The 21,671-nt window shown below is 44.2% G+C and carries 18 protein-coding genes; 14 read left to right on the top strand and 4 right to left on the bottom strand.

The genetic code is table 11. The features are described 5' to 3' along the window. Positions 1-47: 47 nt before the first annotated feature. Together D1136_RS03125 and D1136_RS03130 are read right to left on the bottom strand one after the other, a co-directional pair. The gene (locus tag D1136_RS03125; protein ID WP_161876160.1) at positions 48-1,196 is read right to left on the bottom strand and encodes a FecR family protein; all 1,149 of its coding nucleotides are present in this window, start codon (positions 1,194-1,196) and stop codon (positions 48-50) included. 169 nt (positions 1,197-1,365) lie between these two features. Beyond that, positions 1,366-1,974: an RNA polymerase sigma-70 factor gene (locus D1136_RS03130; protein ID WP_161876161.1), complete on the bottom strand. Its 609-nt coding sequence runs from the start codon at positions 1,972-1,974 to the stop codon at positions 1,366-1,368. A gap of 197 nt (positions 1,975-2,171) precedes the next feature. Here D1136_RS03130 and D1136_RS03135 point away from each other — a divergent pair, with 197 nt between their 5' ends. The 4 genes from D1136_RS03135 to D1136_RS03150 are packed head-to-tail and all read left to right on the top strand — an operon-like array spanning position 2,172 to position 7,579. Beyond that, positions 2,172-3,605 carry a hypothetical protein gene (locus D1136_RS03135; RefSeq protein WP_161876162.1) on the top strand — a complete coding sequence of 478 codons (1,434 nt, stop codon included), beginning with the start codon at positions 2,172-2,174 and terminating at the stop codon, positions 3,603-3,605. Positions 3,606-3,624: 19 nt separating this feature from the next. Continuing rightward, entirely contained in the window at positions 3,625-5,979 is a 2,355-nt protein-coding gene (locus D1136_RS03140; RefSeq protein WP_161876163.1) for a M6 family metalloprotease domain-containing protein, read from the top strand. A 1-nt stretch (position 5,980) separates the two neighbouring features. Beyond that, positions 5,981-6,397: a hypothetical protein gene (locus D1136_RS03145; protein ID WP_161876164.1), complete on the top strand. Its 417-nt coding sequence runs from the start codon at positions 5,981-5,983 to the stop codon at positions 6,395-6,397. Positions 6,398-6,415: 18 nt separating this feature from the next. Further along, a complete protein-coding gene (locus D1136_RS03150) occupies positions 6,416-7,579 on the top strand; it encodes a BACON domain-containing protein (protein WP_161876165.1) in 1,164 nt (387 codons plus the stop codon). 361 nt (positions 7,580-7,940) lie between these two features. Here D1136_RS03150 and D1136_RS10880 read toward each other — a convergent pair whose 3' ends face one another. Next, positions 7,941-9,218: a gliding motility-associated C-terminal domain-containing protein gene (locus tag D1136_RS10880; RefSeq protein WP_237566969.1), complete on the bottom strand. Its 1,278-nt coding sequence runs from the start codon at positions 9,216-9,218 to the stop codon at positions 7,941-7,943. 104 nt (positions 9,219-9,322) lie between these two features. Here D1136_RS10880 and D1136_RS03160 point away from each other — a divergent pair, with 104 nt between their 5' ends. From D1136_RS03160 to folK, 3 genes are all read left to right on the top strand, one after another. After that, a complete protein-coding gene (locus D1136_RS03160) occupies positions 9,323-11,590 on the top strand; it encodes a UvrD-helicase domain-containing protein (protein ID WP_161876255.1) in 2,268 nt (755 codons plus the stop codon). A gap of 192 nt (positions 11,591-11,782) precedes the next feature. Then, complete coding sequence (locus D1136_RS03165; RefSeq protein WP_161876166.1) at positions 11,783-12,481, top strand: DUF4290 domain-containing protein; 699 nt, start codon at positions 11,783-11,785, stop codon at positions 12,479-12,481. 6 nt (positions 12,482-12,487) lie between these two features. Next, positions 12,488-12,973, top strand: a complete 486-nt coding sequence (folK, locus tag D1136_RS03170; RefSeq protein WP_161876167.1) for a 2-amino-4-hydroxy-6-hydroxymethyldihydropteridine diphosphokinase — start codon at positions 12,488-12,490, stop codon at positions 12,971-12,973. Here the strand turns inward: folK and murA are convergent. After that, complete coding sequence (murA, locus tag D1136_RS03175) at positions 12,966-14,273, bottom strand: UDP-N-acetylglucosamine 1-carboxyvinyltransferase (RefSeq protein WP_161876168.1); 1,308 nt, start codon at positions 14,271-14,273, stop codon at positions 12,966-12,968. The two genes, folK and murA, sit on opposite strands and share 8 nt — an antisense overlap. Positions 14,274-14,584: 311 nt before the next feature. Here murA and D1136_RS03180 point away from each other — a divergent pair, with 311 nt between their 5' ends. From D1136_RS03180 to D1136_RS03210, 7 genes are all read left to right on the top strand, one after another. Then, complete coding sequence (locus D1136_RS03180; RefSeq protein ID WP_161876169.1) at positions 14,585-15,610, top strand: porin; 1,026 nt, start codon at positions 14,585-14,587, stop codon at positions 15,608-15,610. A 38-nt stretch (positions 15,611-15,648) separates the two neighbouring features. Further along, the gene (locus D1136_RS03185; RefSeq protein ID WP_161876170.1) at positions 15,649-16,794 is read left to right on the top strand and encodes a nucleoside recognition domain-containing protein; all 1,146 of its coding nucleotides are present in this window, start codon (positions 15,649-15,651) and stop codon (positions 16,792-16,794) included. Between the two features lie 91 nt (positions 16,795-16,885). Beyond that, entirely contained in the window at positions 16,886-18,706 is a 1,821-nt protein-coding gene (gene sppA / locus D1136_RS03190) for a signal peptide peptidase SppA (protein ID WP_161876171.1), read from the top strand. A gap of 26 nt (positions 18,707-18,732) precedes the next feature. After that, a complete protein-coding gene (lpxK, locus tag D1136_RS03195) occupies positions 18,733-19,785 on the top strand; it encodes a tetraacyldisaccharide 4'-kinase (protein WP_161876172.1) in 1,053 nt (350 codons plus the stop codon). After that, positions 19,763-20,578, top strand: coding sequence for a purine-nucleoside phosphorylase (locus tag D1136_RS03200; protein ID WP_161876173.1), 816 nt, complete (start codon positions 19,763-19,765; stop codon positions 20,576-20,578). Before lpxK ends, D1136_RS03200 begins: the two co-directional genes overlap by 23 nt. Positions 20,579-20,605: 27 nt before the next feature. Beyond that, positions 20,606-20,962 carry a CidA/LrgA family protein gene (locus tag D1136_RS03205; RefSeq protein ID WP_161876174.1) on the top strand — a complete coding sequence of 119 codons (357 nt, stop codon included), beginning with the start codon at positions 20,606-20,608 and terminating at the stop codon, positions 20,960-20,962. Between the two features lie 14 nt (positions 20,963-20,976). Continuing rightward, positions 20,977-21,669 carry an LrgB family protein gene (locus D1136_RS03210; protein ID WP_161876175.1) on the top strand — a complete coding sequence of 231 codons (693 nt, stop codon included), beginning with the start codon at positions 20,977-20,979 and terminating at the stop codon, positions 21,667-21,669. Positions 21,670-21,671 lie beyond the last annotated feature (2 nt).

Genomic DNA, 21,671 nt, shown 5'->3' on the forward strand with positions numbered 1-21,671 from the left:
CTATTATTGTTAATAATTCAACTCTCTTTTTCAACCGGAAAACCTCACTACTCACAAACCACCACAGAATCTCCCGTCCGGATAAATCTTATATTTTCTACTTGCTCGAACTTACGGAACAAACGCCCAACCTCCTCATAACGCTGCAACCGCCCGGAAAATTCCAGCTCTTTCAATTTCGGCTCCTGAAAAACCACCCTAAACCCATACCATCGCGAAACCATTTGCATGATATCCTCCAAATGCTGAGCTTCAAAATAATAATATCCGTCTTTCCAGGCTGTGTACAAAAGTGTATTCACCTCCTTCACATTTACTTCTCCCGTTTCCCGGTCACTCGAAATCTGATAGCCGGGTTGCAAATCATACTCCCGGCCCCCGCAAACCGCCCTCACCTTTCCCGAAATCAAGGTAGCCATTGTCGAACTCCCCTCCGTATAAGCATTCACATTAAAAGAAGTTCCCAAAACCTCAATATCCATATCAGCAGTCTTCACCGTAAAACGGCTCGAAGTATCACGGCTCACCTCAAAATACGCCTCTCCTTTCAAATAAACTTCACGCTTCCCTTGTGGAAAAACAGCCGGATAACGAAGCTCTGACGCAGCATTCATAAAAACACGTGTCCCGTCACTCAACACCAACCGGTACTCAGCTCCCACAGGCACAATCAATCTATTATAAACAACTGTTTCGTCCTTAGCCGGAGAAATTCCGGCCCGATAAGTCAATCTGTTAGAATCACAAACTGCATTTACTCCGGAAACAGCGAGAGGCAAATCCTTCATTCCGGAAGGCAAAGCAATCTTTTCCCCGTCGCCCAATTCAAGTTGTACTTCTTGCACTTTCAGCGAATAAAACTGCTCTTCACCTCCCTGTTCCCGCATCCAAACACCTGTTCCCACCAACAATGCCAAAACAGCAGCCACCCCGGCCATCCGCCGGAACAACCGCCGTCTGCGCAAACCGTCTGCCACTCGCTTCTTTTCCAAGATACTTTCCCAGGCAACTTCACAATTGATACCTTTCCGCACCCTAAAGCCGGCATTACTCTGATACCACTGCTCCAATCTGCCATACTCCCTCCTGTTCTCCGGCAAACGCTCCAACCACTCTTCCAGCAAAACCCGGTCCGCTTCCGGCAAAATCTCACCAGCAAACTGTGCAGCAATAATACTCAATAATCTTTCTTCCATCATTTGCCCTTTTTAACTAAAAGGACCATCCAAACGATTTTGTATGACAGAAAAAGAAAAATTTTTACTTAAAATTTAAAATTAAATCCCAAAAGTCATGACATACCTGTGGCAAAGAACATGCCCCGTCTCAAGAAAAGCACAAACAAAAAATACAAAAATCCCAAACCTACTCCCGGTCCCTCGAAAACAACCTCCGGGCTTCCCGACCTCGTATCCGCTCCAATACAATAAGCAAAAACATAGAAAACCTGCGTTTATCCAGCGCAACACGCAAAAACTGAAAGGCCCGCCCCATCTGAGTTCTCACTGTATTGACACTGATTCCCAATAAATCGGCAACCTCCTGATACTTCCTTCCCTCCAGACAAACCATCATAAAAATTCTCCTCCGTTCCTCCGGCAAACGATTAATCGTCATATACAAATACTCAATCTCTTCCTCATTCAATTCAGCAACCTCCCCTCCGTCCTCTTTCCAGTTGCCTGCGACCACAGCATGTCTTTCCTCACGCCGGCGGTTACCACGTAAATAATTCAAAGCAGCATGCTTTACAGAAGCAAAAATATACTTATCCAGACCCGACGAAAGATTTTCAAAACGTTTATTCACCCAAAAATCCACAAAACACTCCTGCACCGTATCCTCCGCAGCCTCCGGATCATTCAGCCAATAATTGGCAAACATAACTAAAGTTTCATAGTAAATTTCAAAAAGATAACGGAAAGCACACTCTTTCCCCTCTTTCATTAAAATCAAAATATCATCTCTGTCCATCATCCCCATTTTAAAAACTAACCGCAGGCAGAATCACACACAATAAAAATCGACATTGCAATATTCATCAAATTCAAAAAGATATGCAAAAAATTCCGGTTATAAAATCATTAATAAATAATAATAATTTTTCATTTTTCTGTCACACAAAAATAAAACAACGGTGCTATAAATAAAAAAACATCAAAGAAAATAATATGCACCATTCAATAAAGTGTCTCTCTGTACTATGGCTTTGCATCGGATTAGTATTCATTTCGTGTCAAAAAAACGACCCGGAAACTCCCGGTCCCGAAATTCCGGGACTACAATTCGATACTACAACTTACATTACCACCCTGCAAAGAGACACCGCCAATTTTGCACACCTGCAAATGTCTGTCTCTTTACCTGACCAAATCGACCGTATCGAAATATACCATACCGACCCGGAAACTCCCTTGGACATAATTGAAAAATACCGGGGGATGCACCTCCTGGAATTCGATTATCCTATAGACATCAGCGATTTTCTGCAAGACACCACCCTGATTTATACCCTGAAAGTATATGATATGAAGGCCCATTGCCGGCACAAAACTTTCATCTTCCATATCAAACCGTTTTCCACACCGCAAATCACACTTCCGGACGGAAACAAACTATTTACAGACCTGCCTTTATATAAAATACGGGCTCATTTCACAACCGGGTCAATACCCATTGCCAATATCCGTTTCACCATCGACGGAAAAACGGAAAATCTTCCCCTGCCGGAAGAACAAATCACAGCATACACCCTCAACCGGTCCATTTCATTAAACTACCTGAAAGAATATACCATCACACTCCAGGTAAAAGACATCAACGGCAGACAACACACCCGTCATCTGACCCTTACAAAAATTCCGGGAATGGACAAACCGATAAAAATCCTTTGTGAAAAAAACAAAGACAAATACGAATTTCAACTGGAATACAACCAAGAAACCGGAAAAATCACCGGAATCGACCTTATTGGACATTACAAATTTACTCTTACTTACGGCCGTTACGAAACTGCCAATCTTATTACACAAATCAGCCAAACAGGCTACGACACACAACAGGATGTCATGACATACACCTATGAATACGACTCCCAAAAACGTCTGCAAACCGTAACGACAGACCACAACGGTACCTCCGAAATCCAGGTCAGCCAATGCTATTATGACGCACAACAACTCACAGGCTACACCACCGGTAACACAACAATCGAAAACATAGCCTATGAAAACCTGGGAGCTCTGGGCAAACCTCTGGCCGAAATCTGGAATACAAATCTTTCGGAAATCCGGGACGACAACCGCACCAAAGCCAGCGACTTCTGTACAGTTAAAATCCCCAGCTTCATTGAAGACCTTCCCCATTCAATGTTTGTGCCTCTACAGGTAAATATACCGTTTCAAGACATTTTCTTAAGCCGTTATATCCATTTAAAAAATGTAAGTTACACAAACAACCAGATTACGACAGACAACTACGACTATCAAACCGACAGCCAGGGAAGACTATCGAAAATCATCAGAAAAATAACAGACCCGAAGGGCAATCAAACTTCCGGATACATCTACAGCTACATATACGAAGACACTGTTTCCCCCGAATAAAACATTAAATGAGCATACCATGAAATACATACTCCTGATAGTCTCGGTTATATACAGTATACTTACCATACACCCACAAAAAGTACAGGCAATACAAGCCACAACGCGGCCAGTGGAAGTCAGGCTTCCGGACGGCACATCATTAACCATCCGCATCTATGGCGATGAACGTTTTCATTACACCACCACCATCGACGGTTATCTTATAAAACAAGGCCGTGACGGATTTTATTACTACATCCAGTCATCGGGCAACAGAACCCAAAATACAGGCACCGTCAGAGCTCACAACCCCGGCAACCGGAGCCTTGCCGAACAGGCCAGCCTGAGATTAAATTCCCGGGCTACAAATCTGCCGGCAGCAACTTACACCACAGTCAAACGTTCAGGAATGGGACAAACTGCTCAGTCAAAGCGAGGCAACAACACGATTCCCTTGACCGGAAGCCCAAAAGCCCTGATTATCTTAATGGAATACGCTGATGTAAAATTCACGGTCAGCAACCCCCAACAAACTTTCAACCAAATGGCCAACCAACAAGGCTACTCCGAGAATGGAGCCACCGGAAGCATCCGCGACTACTTCCGTTACAATTCCTCCGGACAATTCGACCCCGAATTTATTGTATTCGGTCCGGTTACCTTAGAGCACTCACGGGATTTCTACGAAGGAGACATCATGTTCAAAGTCATTCCTGAAATATTCCCGAAAGCAATAGCAATGGGGTTGAACATCACAGAATTCGACAACGACGGCGACGGCATCCTCGATAACTTCTTTATCTATTTTGCCGGCCACAACCAGGCAGAGTCCGGCGAAGCCAATACAATATGGCCACACCGGTCCTCCATGCACAACCTCAATATAACTTATAACGGAATATTACTGGGAGACTACGCCTGTACTTCCGAATTGAAAGGCAGTTCAACTTCCAATCAGCTCTGCGGCATCGGAACATTCTGCCACGAATTCTCACACGTACTGGGACTGCCGGATGTTTACGACCTGAATAGCTCAACAGACGGGGCAACAGCCGGGCTATTTTCATTTTCTCTCATGTCAAACGGAAACTACAACAACGAAGGCAGAACACCTCCGTCAATGAATGCCGTAGAACGCAACATGCTGGGCTGGCTGGAATTGGAAGAACTGAATGCCGGCATTAAAAACTACGAGCTTCCGCCGATTTCCGAAAACAAAGCCTATATGTTCTCCACCGAAAATGAAGGAGAATTTTTCGTACTGGAAAACCGCAATGCAAACAACCCCTGGGACCGGCATATCAATTCTTCCGACCAAGGGACAGGACTTTTAATCTACCACGTCGACCGTTCTGAAAACATGGTCAATGGCCGGACAGCCAAAGAACGCTGGGAATACAGCGGAATAAACAACGTACTTGCGCATCCTTGTTTCCGGCTCATCCCGGCTTCCGGCAAAAAAAACTACGAGCAAGGAGATCCCGGAAACAATATGTTTTTCCCTGGAAATAAAAACGTAACCCAACTGAATTTCGTTCCCTGGTCCGGCGAAGTGCTGGAAAACCGGTTGGAAAGGATAAGACTGGAAAACGACATTATTCATTTTTCCTACTATGCAACAACCACCCTGGCAGAACAGGTAACACTCTCTTCCCGGTCAGCCACAGTCGAAATTCTCCATAGCCTTCAGTTGGAAGCCACCCTGCTTCCGGAAGATGTCAGCAACCCCGCAATAATCTGGAGCAGTTCCAACGACTCCATTGCCCGGGTTAACGACAAAGGACTTGTAACCGGCACCCAGGCGGGTACAGCAACCATCACCGCCCGGTCAGCCGACGGAAATGCACAGGCATCCTGCGTTGTCACTGTGCATGCCGGCAACCTCGAAGAAAACCAAAAATTCGACATAGGACAAAGAGAAATCAGAATCGCATGGCCAGAACCGGAAACACCTCAAATATGGGTGATTAAATGGAAAAAACAAAAAAATCAAAACTTTCAGACTCTGGAAAGCGATACCACGCTATTTATCATCAACCAACTGGAACCGGATACAGAATATGAAGTGGAAATCACAGCCATAATAAACGATAACGAAACCGCACCACTCATAAAACAAACACTCAGGACACGTCCCCTCGAAGGACAATTTCCGGTCATCCACGGCATTCGGGCCGATTGGACGGAAGGAGACCGTTTCTGGCCGGTAGTAAATAACATTCCCGGAGAAGTCCGGCGCATTACCTGGAAACTCGATGACAAACCTTTTCCGGTAAGTAGCGACCTGATTCTGCCGGCAGGCGAACACAAACTCCAGGCAGAAATCACAACCGGCGACGGAACCACCGAGACTATTATCCGGCAAATCACTGTAAAACCTAAACAAAAATAACATGCAAAAATATTTACCCTACCTACTGTCAATAACTCTGATATGGGGATGCAAAGACGATGACCTGGAACACCGGACAGCAGAACAACGCAACGCTTTTCTGCAAAAAAACGAAATAGGTATATACAATGGCGATAACCCCATCGTTCTCTTTCAGTCCGACCTGCATCAGCTTGCTTACACCAGTAACGGAAAAAGCTGGCGCATACAAACAGACAACCAGCAACAATACCTTTCCTGCCGGCTAAACGAAAATGCCGTCCCCGGCAAAAACCTGACAGCAATCATTCATACCAAAGATATCGAAGATATAACCGAAGGAACATATACAGCCGTCGCACTGAAAACAACAGACGAAAAATGCTGGCTATGGCTTCCGGATTTAAATACCGGATTAATAATCCAATACAAAAACTAACCATTTAATTTTATCATTATGAAGAAAAAATTCATCACAATGCTCGTGCTCTTAATGAGCTTAGGACTTAGTTTCAACTCTTGCAGCGATAACGACGACGACCCCATCGAAATCAAAGCAGAATTAACTGTTACCCCTGAAACACTACAATTTTCAGCTTTAGGCGGAAATGACAAAATCATCGTTTCGACCAAACTGAACAGTTGGACATTTACAGCAGATCCTGCCGAGACCTGGTGTACAGCAACAAAAGCAAATGATACCCTTAAAATAGAAGTAGGCGAATTCTCTGAAAAAACAGACCGTACAGCAAAAATTAAAGTAACCTCGGGGAATGAAAACAAAGAAATTACAGTCATCCAGAAAGGAGTCAGCACTGAATTATCCCCGGAAACAAAAGAGGTAACCCTGAACGGTTTCGGTACAGCCATCCAAATCAAAATAACTGCCACCGACGAAAACTGGGAAGCCGTAGCCGACGAAAACTCTCCCTGGCTCCGTCCGTCCAAAGAAGGCGAATACCTGGTAATCCGGGCCACTTTGACTGAATCCGACAGAAACGGTACCATCCTGCTCTCCCTGAACGATGCTAAAACCACCGTCACTGTAAATCAGACAGGAGCCTCCTTCAACGTCGGCGATTTATATCTGGGAGAAGACGGTACAGCCGTCGGTGTCATCATCAACAAAGACGAAGCAAACAACAACATTTATATCATTTCGACAGAAGAGCGTCAAATACCATTTACTAATGGCACTGACAATAAAGTGTATATCAGAACAGACAACAAAGACGGGAAAAAAGCCCTGGAAATATTAAAAGCCGAAGAAAACTATAAAGAAAAGTATACCATTGCAACCTACTGTGAAGAAATAGAAGAAAAAACCAAAATAAACGGCTGGTACATTGCGGCTGGATATGAAGATGAAGTATGGAATGCCCTAAACGACAATAAAGACGTCATTAACAATACCTTAAAATCTTCAGGGAATCAAGAATTAGAAAGCAGCATGGAAAAGTATCAGGAATTCTGGACTTCTACTCCTTCATTCTCAGCAGGCGATACTTATGCTACCTCAATAACAATGAGAAAACTCGATTCCTCAAAATACGCATGGAGAATTCCGAGCTACAGCTACATCGCCCGTTGTGTCCTCAGAATACAATACATCAACGAGTAAAACTTACAGAAAACTCTGACAACTATTTCATCAGAGCTAAATTTCAATAAAACAGAAAATCGCGATAAAAATATATTTTATCGCGATTTTCTTTCCCTATCCAAAAACTCCTCAATTAATATTTATCCATCAGAACTTTAATCCGTCAATTAAAAATCTGCAAGACTGTCCTCTTCAGGTCCGCCAAACGCTCATCCTTCCCCAAAAACAACCCCCTGTTATGTCCACAACACACAGAGGGTCAGAATTAACTTTAACAACATTCCTGAAAGCAGGCAAACAATTACAGACTTCCGTCATCACCACACTTTTCGGCACTAAAACCATCAGCACTATAAGCGGCCAGCAATGGACAAAGGAATCACCTGATCAACATCACAGCCCCTTTCTTCACATATCGGGGAGGATTATTCTTTTCACGTCCCCTGGCAGTAATAATATAAAAATAAGTACCCGGATTTGCGTATTTCCCATGGATCCGGCCATCCCATCCGCCCTGCGGGTCCGTCCATTCATATACCTTACGTCCCCAACGATTCAGGATAACCCCCTGAAAATTCTCCAAAGACCGGGTTTTTACTTTGAATATATCATTCATACCATCTCCATTGGGAGTAAAGACATTCGGGACATCTACCAAAGAAGAATCCACTACAATATAAGACTCCAAAGAAACGGTATCGGCACACTGATTGATCCCCATAGTATTCACAACCACCAGTTTTACATTGTAATTCCCCGGATGTTCATAGGTATAAGGAGACAAATACTCTCCGGTGTATATTCGTTTCCCCAACAGACTATCCTCCAAGGTTACTACTTCATTCAGCCGTATATCTGTCGTATCCCGGTATAAATACCATTCAAACCGCTGAGCATTCACACTTTCATTATGAAAAGACACTTCCAGCGGTGCTTCTCCCTGTTGCGGGTCGACACTGAACCCAGCCCGGGGAACGTAAGAATGATAAGTTACCTCATCACTTACCCACTCAAATCCGAAACGGTCTTTTATCTTCACCCGGCAAGTCACATCATGGTCAACAGGGTCTTCTCCGCCTACCAATTGCGCAATATGGAAGAGATTATAATCCGGGAAGGGCATCAACTCCCGTTCTTTTCCGTCCCAGAGTACTGTATACAACACTTGCTGAGCTCCCGGATAAGAACCGTAAGCGGGCAAACTCCCGTAAGCCAAATCCAGTTGTATATACTCACAATCCATCTCATTGGAAATACTCACGGCAAAATCCAGGTAATCGTAAAATACGATAAAGGTCGCTTCTATCGCAGCCGTGCCCTCTTTTTCAGCCCGGAAAGCATAAACCCCGTTCCCTTTTAAGGTCACAGTCATGTAGGTGGAGTCCCCTTCATATACCACACTCTGGTTCACTCCCTCATATTGCCAATGAAAATGCCAATGCGGGCTTCCATCCGGAGTAAACCGGACCTCACCGAAAGGAGAAGCCGAACCTGACGGATTTTTAATCGCAAAAAAATCTTTTCCTTCTACAGGCATCAAACTTTGTATAACCCCCTCTTCCCCACAATCCAAAAATCGAATCATACCAAAATTCTGGGAAAATACCCGGCCTGCAAAAATGGCCCATATACTCATCAAAAAAATGAAATACTTCATAACATTCGGCTTATGCTGCAATATTACTAAAAATCCAAGGGATTTTGTCAGGCAAGGGATTAATTTTTAATTTTGTGCCTGAAATCAATAATCAGGAATTCACCGTGGATTTTATTAAAGAACTGAACAGCAGCCAACAAGCTGCCGTCTTAAATACAGAAGGCCCCTCTTTGGTTGTTGCCGGCGCAGGCTCCGGAAAAACCAGGGTACTGACCTACCGGATTGCACAACTGTTAAGTCAGGGGATTCCTGCCTATAAAATATTGGCATTGACCTTTACCAACAAGGCAGCCCGGGAAATGCAGAAACGAATTTCCGCATTAGTCGGTAACGAAATAGCGGCTAACCTTTGGATGGGTACTTTCCATTCCATTTTTTCCAAAATTCTTCGTTTCGAAGCAGACAAATTAGGATATACTTCCAGTTTTACGATTTACGATACCCAGGATTCCAAAAACCTGCTCAAAGCGATTATCAAAGAAATGAAACTGGACGATAAAGTCTATAAACCCAATGCAGTGCTGGGACGCATATCCATGGCTAAGAATAACCTGGTCGTGGCACAAAGCTATCTCCAGTCCGCACGGATTCTTTCAGAAGACAACGCTTGTAAAAGACCTCTTACAGGAGAAATCTATAAACAATATCAACAACGCTGCAAACAAAGCGATACAATGGATTTTGACGATTTACTCCTGCAAACCAATATCCTTTTCCGTGACTTTCCGGAAATTCTCGCCAAATACCAGCAAAAATTCAGCTATATCCTGGTGGATGAATACCAAGACACCAATTATGCACAATATCTGATTGTAAAAAAACTCTCCCAGGAACATCACAATATCTGTGTCGTCGGAGACGACGCGCAAAGTATCTATTCTTTCCGGGGTGCACGGATTGAGAACATTCTCAATTTTAAAAACGACTACCCCGATTACAAACTCTATAAACTGGAACAAAACTACCGTTCCACCACCACGATCGTCGATGCAGCCAATTGTGTCATCAGCAAAAATAAGGAACAGATTCCGAAGCGTACTTTTTCAGAAAACGAAGAAGGAGAAAAAATAAAAGTCCTGCGGGCTTTATCCGATAAAGAAGAGGGATTCCAGGTAACCCATGAAATCTTCCGCCTGGCCAATTACGAACAGCAGGAGTACAGCGATTTTGCCATCCTTTATCGTACGAACGCCCAGTCCCGTATCCTGGAAGAAGCATTAAGGAAACGCAACATCCCCTATAAGATATACGGGGGCCAATCTTTCTACCAACGGAAAGAAATCAAAGACCTGTTAGCTTATTTCCGGCTCACAGTCAACCAAAACGACGAAGAAGCTTTCAAGCGGATTATCAACTACCCCCGTCGGGGAATAGGAGATTCTACCATTGAAAAACTACAAGATATAGCCGGGAAATACCGCGTCAGCCTGTGGACAGTCCTCTGTAACCTGAACAAAGTAGCAGATACATTTAATGCCGGAACCATTGCTAAACTGCAAAAATTCGGAAGCATGATAGAAAAGTTCAAAGAACTGACCGCCAAGGAAAATGCCTATGATGCAGCCGTTATCATTGCCCGTTCTTCCGGCATCATCGACGACCTCTCCAACGATGAAACTCCGGAAGGAGTCTCCCGGAAAGAAAACATCCAGGAATTATTGAACGGTATTAAAGACTTCACCGAAACAGCCTACAAAGAGGGACAAAACGATAAACTACCGGCTTTCCTGGAAGGAGTAGCCCTCCTTACCGACCAGGATGGCGAAAAAGAAGGTGACTTCAATAAGGTAACTCTTATGACCATACATGCTTCGAAAGGTCTGGAATTTGCCAACGTATTCATTACCGGAATGGAAGAAGAACTCTTCCCGGCCCAACAGTGTGTTTCAAACCCTGCTGCCCTGGAAGAAGAAAGACGTCTGTTTTATGTAGCACTGACCCGTGCCCAAAAACGGGTTTTCATGTCATACGCCACCTCCAGATACAAAAACGGACAGGTCGTTTCTTCCCGTAATTCACGGTTCATCGAAGAAATAGATCAAGAGTTCCTGGAAGGTTTCACCACTATGCGGGAAGAACCTTCTCCTTTTAAACTACGAACTCCATTAAGCAGTAGCATACAGAAACCAAGCATCCGCTTAAATGCTGTTTCCCCCATAGATATACCTCCGATAGACCGCAGCAAATTAAAGGCTATCGACTCAGGTACGGTAGTCCCCGGTATGCTTATTTTTCATCCCACCTTCGGAGCAGGAAAGGTGCTTTCATTGGAAGGATTGGGAGTACAGAAAAAAGCCAAAGTCATTTTCGCGGAAGGAGGAACCCGCACACTTTTGTTAAAATTTGCAAAATTATATATGCAAGAAGAATAAACCCTATCCTATGCCAGGGAAAAAACGTATATTTGCCGTCCGATGACACAATAAACAGCTTTATAGCTCAAAATTCAACATGACTTTCCTTCAGAAATACTCAGTCCTGAAGAAAATACAATCAAACCATTGGCATATTATTTATTTCTTACCCGAAAAGCGAATTTATAAATTCATCAAGAAAAACCCGACATGGAAGAAGAGGAATTAAAATACAACACCCAAAGAAAAAAACTGATACTCCCCGAATACGGACGCAACATTCACATTATGGTAAATTACCTTTTAACCATCAAGGATCGGGAGGAAAGAACCAAAGCAGCCAAAACGGTAATTGATGTGATGGGCAATCTTTACCCCCACTTAAGGGATGTTCCGGATTTCCGTCATAAATTGTGGGACCATCTGGCCATCATGTCGGATTTCAAATTAGACATAGACACTCCCTATCCTCTTCCGTCTATGGAGAAATTGCAGGAAAAACCAGAACGTTTATCCTACGGCACCCATCACATCAAGTACAGACATTATGGGAAGCTGGTAGAAAAACTGATTGAAGAAATCCGGAATCAGAAAGACCCCGAACAAAAACGGGCATTGATTGTGCTTACCGCCAACCACATGAAAAAATCTTTTCTCACTTGGAACAAAGACAGTGTGGAAGACGAGCAAATCTACAACGACATCAACACCCTTTACGGAAGCACTCTGATTCTGCCCGAGGGTATCACTCTTTCCAATCCCAAAGATTTACTGCAAAAGAAAAACAAGCCCAATTCCAACAAACCGGCTAACAACAATAATAAAAACTTCTCTAAAAGCAACAATAACAACAAAGGCAATAACAATCGCCCACATTATAAAAAACAAAACAACAACAACGGGAATTAAAAAGGCATGCAGGCTATCACTATCTTCGGAAGTAACTCGGGCAATAAACGGGAATTGCTCAAAAAAGCCATCCGCCAACTATCCTCTGCCGGACACATAATTGCAAGTTCTTCCTTATATGAAACTGCCCCGTGGGGGTTTGAAGCCAAAGAAAATTTCCTGAACCGGGTAGTCATCTTCGAGACAGACTTGCCCCCTCTCGCTTTCTTGAAATCCTGTCTGGAGACAGAAAAACAACTGGGTCGGACACGGCTTCCCAATGGTCCGCGTTACGCTTCCCGCCCCATTGACATAGATCTTTTATTTTACGATTCATTGATTCTGGATACTCCGGAACTCATTTTACCCCACCCCCGGATGGCTGAACGCAACTTTGTCCTGGTCCCGTTGTCAGAAATCATACCGGACTTCCTTCATCCGCAACTTCATAAAACCATCCGCCAACTCTCAGCAGAATGCTCCGATACCCTACCGGTGAAAAAAATCACATAATACGCTGTATATCGGCTCCGATGGCATTCAGCTTTTCATCGATATGCTCATATCCCCGGTCTATCTGGTCAATATTATGAATAGAACTGGTCCCCTGAGCCGACAAAGCAGCTATTAACAAAGCAATTCCGGCCCGAATATCCGGAGAAGTCATTTTTGTGGCCCTCAATTGCGATTCGTGATTCTGCCCGATGACCGTTGCCCGGTGAGGATCACAAAGAATAATCTTCGCTCCCATATCAATCAGCTTATCGACAAAAAACAAACGGCTTTCAAACATTTTCTGATGAATCAGCACACTGCCTTTTGCTTGTGTAGCCACCACCAGAAAAACACTCAGCAAGTCGGGTGTCAGTCCCGGCCACGGAGCATCTGCCACCGTCAATATGGAACCGTCGATAAAATCTTCAATCATATAATGCTCCTGACGTGGAATATACAAATCATCTCCCTTCTCCTCCACCCGGATTCCTAAACGCCGGAAAGCATCGGGAATAATTCCCAGTTGCCGTAAATTCACATCTTTAACAGTAATTTCGGAACGGGTCATCGCAGCCAATCCGATATAACTCCCCACTTCAATCATGTCCGGCAGGCAACGGTGATGGCATCCTTTCAGTTCTTTCACCCCTTCAATTGTCAGTAAATTAGAAGCAATTCCGGAAATATGTGCCCCCATAGCATTCAGCATCAGACACAATTGCTGAATATAAGGCTCACAGGCCGCATTGTAAATAGTGGTAATTCCTTCTGCCAGGACAGCAGCCATAATGATATTGGCCGTACCCGTCACAGAAGCTTCATCCAACAACATATAACAACCTTTCAACTTCTCTGCCGAAGCCCGGAAATACCCCTCAGAACTATTATAATCAAAAGTCGCGCCCAATTTCTCAAACCCCAGGAAATGGGTATCCAAACGCCGGCGGCCTATCTTATCTCCCCCCGGCTTAGGAATTATTCCGCAACCATAAACCGCCAGCAAAGGCCCCAAAATCATTATAGACCCCCGCAAACTAACCGCCTTTTTATAAAAATCTTCCGTTTCAAAATAAGCAAAATCAATATCGGAAGCCTGAAAAATAAACTCGCCGTGAGCCGGATGCTCTACCCGCACTCCCATTCCTTCAAGAAGTTCTATCAACTTAAGTACGTCCAGGATCTCAGGTACATTGGTAATGGTCACCTTTTCTTTGGTGAGCAGACAGGCGCAAATGACCTGCAACGCCTCGTTTTTAGCTCCCTGGGGAACAAGCTCCCCTTTCAATCGTTTACCTCCCGTGATAGCGAATTTTGCCATAATCTTTCCATTATTTTAACATTCCGAAGTAGAGTTTATCTCAACTACCCGTGACACTTGTTTTCTGTCTCAAAGATAGTAAAAAAAGTAAAATTGCCTCCGTGACACCTGCCAATTATATGGAACAAAATAAATTCCCTCAACAGTTAAAATGACTAAAATATTTATAAACAATTCTACCACAAGATAAATTACTATATTTGCAGCCGAAAATCAAAAACACAAAATGGTGTTATTGTGCTGAATATTAAAGAATTTCCCAAAAGGATTCTAACAAAAAATTATTAATTAATCGACAATATTCTATTCACATGAGAAAATTAATTTGTGCGATACTGTTCGCATCGTATGGATTTTTGGCTTCTGCGCAGGAAATCAAGGAAGAGTTATTGACTTTACGGCTGGAAGCACGGCTGGATTATCTGCGCAACCGGCAGGACGGCAAAACCATAAAGGATAACACAGGATTCGAAGGCAAATTCATCAATATCCGAGCCGACGGCAAGATTACCGATAAGTTATCATATTCCTGGCGTCAACGATTCAACAAACAACACGAAGACGGTTCGTTTTTCGACGCAACGGACTGGATATATATCCATTATAATATCGGGAAATGGGCCATTGCCGGCGGTAAACAGGTGGTAAACATCGGAGGTTGGGAATATGACCGTGCTCCCATTGACCTTTATGAATGTTCGGTATTCTGGAACAATATCCCCTGTTATGCTATCGGCGCATCGGCCGGTTACCGGCTCTCTTCTTCAGACCTGTTGACTGCACAGGTTTGCCAGAGTCCTTTTTTCACTTCAGAAAACCGCAACATGTATGCCTACAACCTGATGTGGCAAGGATCGCACAAATGGTTCCACACATTGTATTCCGTGAACCTTATCGAAACCACACCGGGACATTATATCAACTACATTGCCTTAGGCAATAAGTTCATCTACAAGAAATTCGCCTTGGAACTCGACCTGATGAACCGGGCTTCCGCCCACCAAACCTTCCTGTTTAAGGATGCTTCCGTCATGGGCGAACTGTCATACGCCCCCTGTTCCAAATGGAACATTTACGGCAAAATGACTTACGATGTGAACCATACCAATAACACCACTGATTTCTGCGTATTGCCAGGGACCGAACTGACCATGGCGGGAGGCGGATTTGAATTTTATCCCTTAGCTAAAAAGAACCATGCACTGCGTATTCATGCAAATGTTTTCTACTCCTGGGGCAAGAACGCAAACCCGGGAAATACCATGCAGGACAAGTCTCTGATATTTGACATCGGTATAAAATGGAACATGAATCTGCTGGCCATCAAACATAAATAATTCACGAACATCCAAGTAATTAAAAAACATATACCATAATGAAAACTTCTCGGTTCAATATCATGCGTTACATTCCGACAGGTATTCCCTGTCTGGTCATTGTATTTGCTCTTTTTTATTACATCGGCTCTATTATGGGCGTTCCCCAGATGTTAAATACCATCATGCACACTGCCCATGACCTGTTATTAAATACAGTATTTTATCTCATGGGTATCTGCGTTATCACGGGTGCCATCGGACGGTTATTCGTGGAATTCGGTGTCGTAAAGCTACTGGAGCGGATTTTACGCCCTTTGATGAAACCTTTGTTTAATCTTCCGGGTGTGGCTGCATTAGGCGCCGTCATGACCTTTCTAAGTGATAACCCGGCCATCATATCCCTTTCGCAGGATAAGCGCTTCAGTAGTTATTTCAAGAAATTCCAATACATTTCACTGACTAACTTCGGCACAGCGTTCGGAATGGGATTGCTGGTGATTGTATTCATGGTCGGACAAGGTTACTTCCTGGCTCCCGTAATCGGATTCGTGGGAGCTTTCTGCGGATGTATCGTATCGACCCGTCTAATGCAGCGTTTCATCATTAAGGCTTATCCGAATTTCCGGGACGAACCAGCAACAGGAGAGAGCTTTGTAGAGGAAGAAGAAAAAACCGTAGAATCCAAATCACTCTTTATCCGGATCCTCAATTCCCTGCTGGACGGCGGACGTACGGGAGTAGACGTAGGTATCGCCATTATCCCCGGCGTACTTATCATTTCAACGTTGGTCATGATTCTGACATTCGGCGCATCGGCAAACGGGGAATATACCGGTGCAGCTTACGAAGGAGTGGAATTGCTTCCTTACCTTGCTCAAAAAATCAATGTCGTATTTGAATTTTTGTTCGGTTTCCATGACCCACATTTAATCGCATTCCCGATTACCGCCCTCGGTGCTGTGGGAGCGGCTTTGGGCCTTGTTCCTAATTTCATTGCACAAGGCTGGATTGACGGCAATGCCATTGCCGTATTCACGGCCATTGGGATGTGCTGGAGCGGTTATCTGAGTACCCACACTGCCATGCTCGATTCTCTCGGTTACCGGGAACTGACGCCGAAAGCCATTTGGGCCCACACCATCGGCGGATTAGTTGCCGCCATCGTGGCACACGTCCTTTACATGCTGGCAAGCCTTTGTTAAACAAGCGGAAAGATAAATATCATTTATGTTGTCTTAACGAAATTATATTCCTACATTTGTAGAAATTGTACCAAAATCGAATGACTGTCTTATGAAAAGCTTCTTAAAATACACGTTAGCGACAATCGTCGGAATCCTGCTTGTCAATATGTTCATGTTTTTGATTTTCGTGGGACTCATCGGAGCAATTGCCGCTATGTCCGACAAAAGTATTGAAGTGAAAGACAACAGCCTGCTGGTGATTCGGTTAGAGAATGAGATTTTGGACAGAGTTACAGACAATCCCTTGGAGAATATCGATTTCCTGACCATGACTCCTAAAAAGAGCCTGGGGATGAACAAAATTCTGAGTAGCATCAAGAGAGCAGCCAAAGACAACCGGATTATCGGTATTTACTTAGACCTAACTGATATTCAGGGAAATTTCGGAGCACTGGCTTTTACCGAAGAAATCAGGAATGCGCTGCAAAAATTTAAAGAAAGCGGTAAATTTATTTACAGCTATTCCAACCTGGGTTATTCTCAAAAAAGCTATTACTTAGCAACGGTAGCAGATAAAATCTACGTTAATCCCGAAACTCCTCTCTTACTCTCAGGAATGAGCAGCAGCATCTCTTTTTACAAAGAGACATTGGCAAAATTAGGCATCCAGCCCGAAGTAGTCAAAGTAGGCAAATTTAAATCGGCCGTAGAACCTTTCATCTCCAATGAGATGAGCGAAGCAAACCGGGAACAGGTAAAAAAATACTTAGATTCATCCTGGGGTACGCTGGTGAAAGGAATCTCGGAAAGCCGGAACATCCCGGCAGATTCCATCAATGCGCTGACAAACCGCTTCAATATTTACACCTGCGAGCAACTCAAAGACTATGGTTATTTCGACGATGTCATTTATGAAGACCAGATGTTGACCATCCTGAAAAAGAAATGCCATCCGGAAGCAGCCGGGGACAGCAGCCGGCTGAACCATTCCAAACTGAACCAGGTCCTGCTGTCCGACTACCAAAATATTCCCCTACCGGAAACCGACAAGCTAAATAAAGGCAAAATCGCCGTAATCTATGCCCAGGGAGAAATAGGCATGGAGCAATCGGCCAATTCCATCGGTCCGGATTTAGCCAAAACCATCCGGAAAGTCCGGGAAAACGATAAAATAAAAGCAGTGGTTCTACGTGTTAATTCTCCGGGAGGAAGTGCATTAACATCCGATATCATCTGGCGGGAAACCGAACTGCTCAGGAAAACAAAACCTCTCATTGTATCTATGGGTAATGTTGCAGCCTCCGGAGGTTACTACATTTCCTGTGCGGCAGATACCATTGTCGCCGAACCGACCACCCTGACCGGTTCTATCGGAATTTTCGGACTTTTCTTCAGTGGAGAAAAATTGATTAAAGATAAAATAGGCATAACGACCGAGGTAGTCAAAACCAACACCCACAGTGATTTCGGCGGAAGTTATCCCCTTCCTCTTCCTATCAGTTCACGCCCTTTAACTCCCTATGAACGGAATGTTTTACAAAATTACGTCAACCGGGGATACGAAACTTTCCTGAACCGGGTGATGGAAGGCCGGGGATTCACCCGCGATGAACTGCATGCCATTGCCCAAGGACGGGTTTGGACTGGTGCGGATGCGCTGAAAATCGGATTGGTAGACGTTCTTGGAGGACTGGAAGACGCTTTGCAGATAGCCGCTGTCAAAGCCGGTCTGGAAAATTACAGCCTGACAGAATACCCTGTGTTGAAAAATCCCATCGAAGAATTTTTTAATGGCCTCACCGGTTCGGTGAAAACCCGTCTGTTAAAAGAAGAACTGGGAGATTTTTACCCGACCTGGAACCAAATTAAAAATAGGATACAACAACAGGGCCTGATGGCACGTATACCCTACGACCTCGTCCCAAATTAAGAGTATCTACCAAGAAAGCAAACGATATGGCATATGCAAAAGTCCTCTTATTGCCACTAAGTTTAGTTTACGGCATTATCATCGAGTTTAGGAATGTTTTATTTCATGTCGGAATATTAAAATCCCGCAATTTCAGTGTTCCCGTAATTTGTGTCGGCAACATTACAGTAGGCGGAACCGGCAAGACTCCCCACACAGAAATGATTATTGCCGAATTAAAAAAGAAATTCAGGATTGCCTGCCTCAGCCGGGGATATAAACGTAAAACATCCGGATTCGTGCTGGCCGCACCGGACTCCACAGCACGGGAAATAGGAGATGAACCGATGCAAATAAAAAAGAAATTTCCGGACATACAGGTTGCCTGTGACGGAAACCGGGTCAGAGGCATCGAAAAATTACTGGCCCAGGACTGCCCTCCGGAAGTAATCATTTTAGACGACGCCTTCCAGCATCGCTATGTACAAGCAGACAAAAATATCGTACTGGTAGATTACAACCGCCCCGTTCACGAAGATTGTCTTCTACCTGCCGGAAGGCTTAGGGAGAATGCCAATGCTTTAAAAAGAGCCGACTATATCATCGTCACCAAATGCCCGTCCAGTCTGCAACCCATTGAAAGACGGATTTTATCCAAACAATTGAAAATAAAACCCTATCAGCAGTTATTTTTCACAAAACTGGGCTACGGAGCCATCCAACCGCTTTCTGCAAACGCAGCTCCGGCTACACCTTCTCCAGCCAGTACCATCTTATGCGTCACCGGCATTGCCCAACCGGGCCCTTACCTGGATTATCTGAAACACTTTACTCCGGATGTCATTTCCCTAAAATTTCCGGACCATCACCATTTCAGTGCAAAAGACATCCGGCAAATAGAAACCCGGTTCCAACAGATAAAAAAAACAGAAAAATATATTTTTACAACGGAAAAAGACGCCGTACGCCTCAACATTTGCACACTGACAGAAGAACTGAAACAACAAATCTATTATATTCCGGTGATTCCGGAGTTTATCCAGGACAAAAAATTATTTTTAAACGAAATATCCGAATATGTTAGAAAAAATAAAAAATAGCGCAGCCTACATATCCCGATTTCTGGAAGGGGAAAAATATACCATTGGCATTATTTTAGGGACAGGATTAGGAGACTTGGGAAAATCCATTGAAATCGTCCATGCTATTCCCTATGCAGCAATACCCCATTTCCCGGTTTCAACAGTCCAGGGACACAAAGGGAATCTGTTGCTCGGACGTTTCGGAGGAAAAAATGTAATCGCCATGCAAGGACGTTTTCATTTCTACGAAGGATATTCCATGCAAGATGTCACTTTTCCCGTACGGGTCTTGCATCAGCTTGGAATAAAACAACTCTTCGTTTCCAATGCCGCAGGCGGTGTGAATACTTCCTATTTAGTAGGTGATTTGATGGTTATTACTGACCATATCAATCTGTTTCCGGAACACCCGCTGCGCGGAAAGAATATGGACGAATTAGGCCCGCGTTTCCCCGGCATGACTGATGCATATAGTCCCCGCATCCGTCAGATAGCCGATGAATGTGCCGCCCGGTTAGGCATAAAATTACAATACGGAGTATATGCCGGCCTTCAAGGCCCCTCTTTTGAAACACCTGCCGAATACAATTGGATCCGGGTGATCGGAGGAGATGCGGTAGGTATGTCTACCGTTCCCGAAATTATCGTGGCACGTCATATGAACATGGAATGTTTCGGTATGTCGGTCATCACCAACAGCACCGCCTCTCCTGAATTAATTAAAACCGACCATACGGAAGTCCAGGATATCGGCAATACAGCTCAACCCCGCATGACTGCCCTGTTCCGGGAAATAATCAATAACCTGTAACGCCTCCTCCCTCAACAGTACTGTTTTATGCTACCTGGTATTTTTATCGTTCTTTTCTTCTTCGTATTAGGAGAATTAACCGGTTGGTTATTAAATGGGTTCATCCCCGGCAGTGTGATTGGAATGATGTTGCTTTTTGCCGCCTTATGCCTGAAAATTGTAAAACCTCAACAGATTAAGCCTATAGCCCGATTCCTGTGCGATAATATGGCGCTTTTCTTTGTTCCCGCAGGAGTCGGAATTGTCAATGCACTCGATATTCTATCCCGATATTGGCAAGCCATACTACTCGCCTGTGCCGTCAGTACAGTTATCGTTATTGTCGTGGTAGCCAGCATCCAGGAGTGGTTTGAAAAACACCGGAAAGGCGCAGAAGACCGTTAATCGTTCTGAAAATTATGGACCATTTATTAAACTCAGAAATATTCATACTCACTTTAATCATTGGAGTGTATCTGGGAACTGTCTGGCTGTTCCAAAAAACAAAATTCAAACTGTTGCATCCCCTGTTGATTTCTATTCCGGCATTGGCCGGCATCACCCACATCTTAGGAATCTCCTACGAATCTTTTGAAAAAGGAAGCCGGATTCTGAATTTCCTGCTGGGCCCCACAGTGGTTGTTTTGGGATATTTACTTTACGAACAAATTGCCCAATTAAAAGCCAACGCTCTGTCTATCATCACGTCTGTATTCGTCGGTTGTGTTACCGGCATCTTAAGTGTCATTGCCATTGCCCGCTATTTCGGAGCTGATCCTGCATTAATCGCATCGCTCGAACCAAAATCAGTCACCACACCAATTGCCATGAGCATTGCCGAACGTTCGGGAGGCATTCCCTCCATTGCAGCAGTAGTTGTCGTCGTTGTAGGAATCTTCGGAGGAATCTCAGGCCCTTTCATACTGGAGCGTCTCGGTATAAAAAGCCGCGTAGCCAGAGGATTGGCACTCGGCTCAGCCGCACACGGGCTTGGTACAGCCCGGGCAATGGAATTAGGTGCTATCGAAGGAGCCATCAGCGGACTGGCCATAGGAGTTATGGGTATTATGACTGCCATCCTGGTGCCGGTCATCGAATGGCTTATCGGATAGCT

Origin of the sequence: Odoribacter sp. Z80 (assembly GCF_009935865.1) — a bacterium.
Lineage (GTDB): Bacteria > Bacteroidota > Bacteroidia > Bacteroidales > Marinifilaceae > Odoribacter.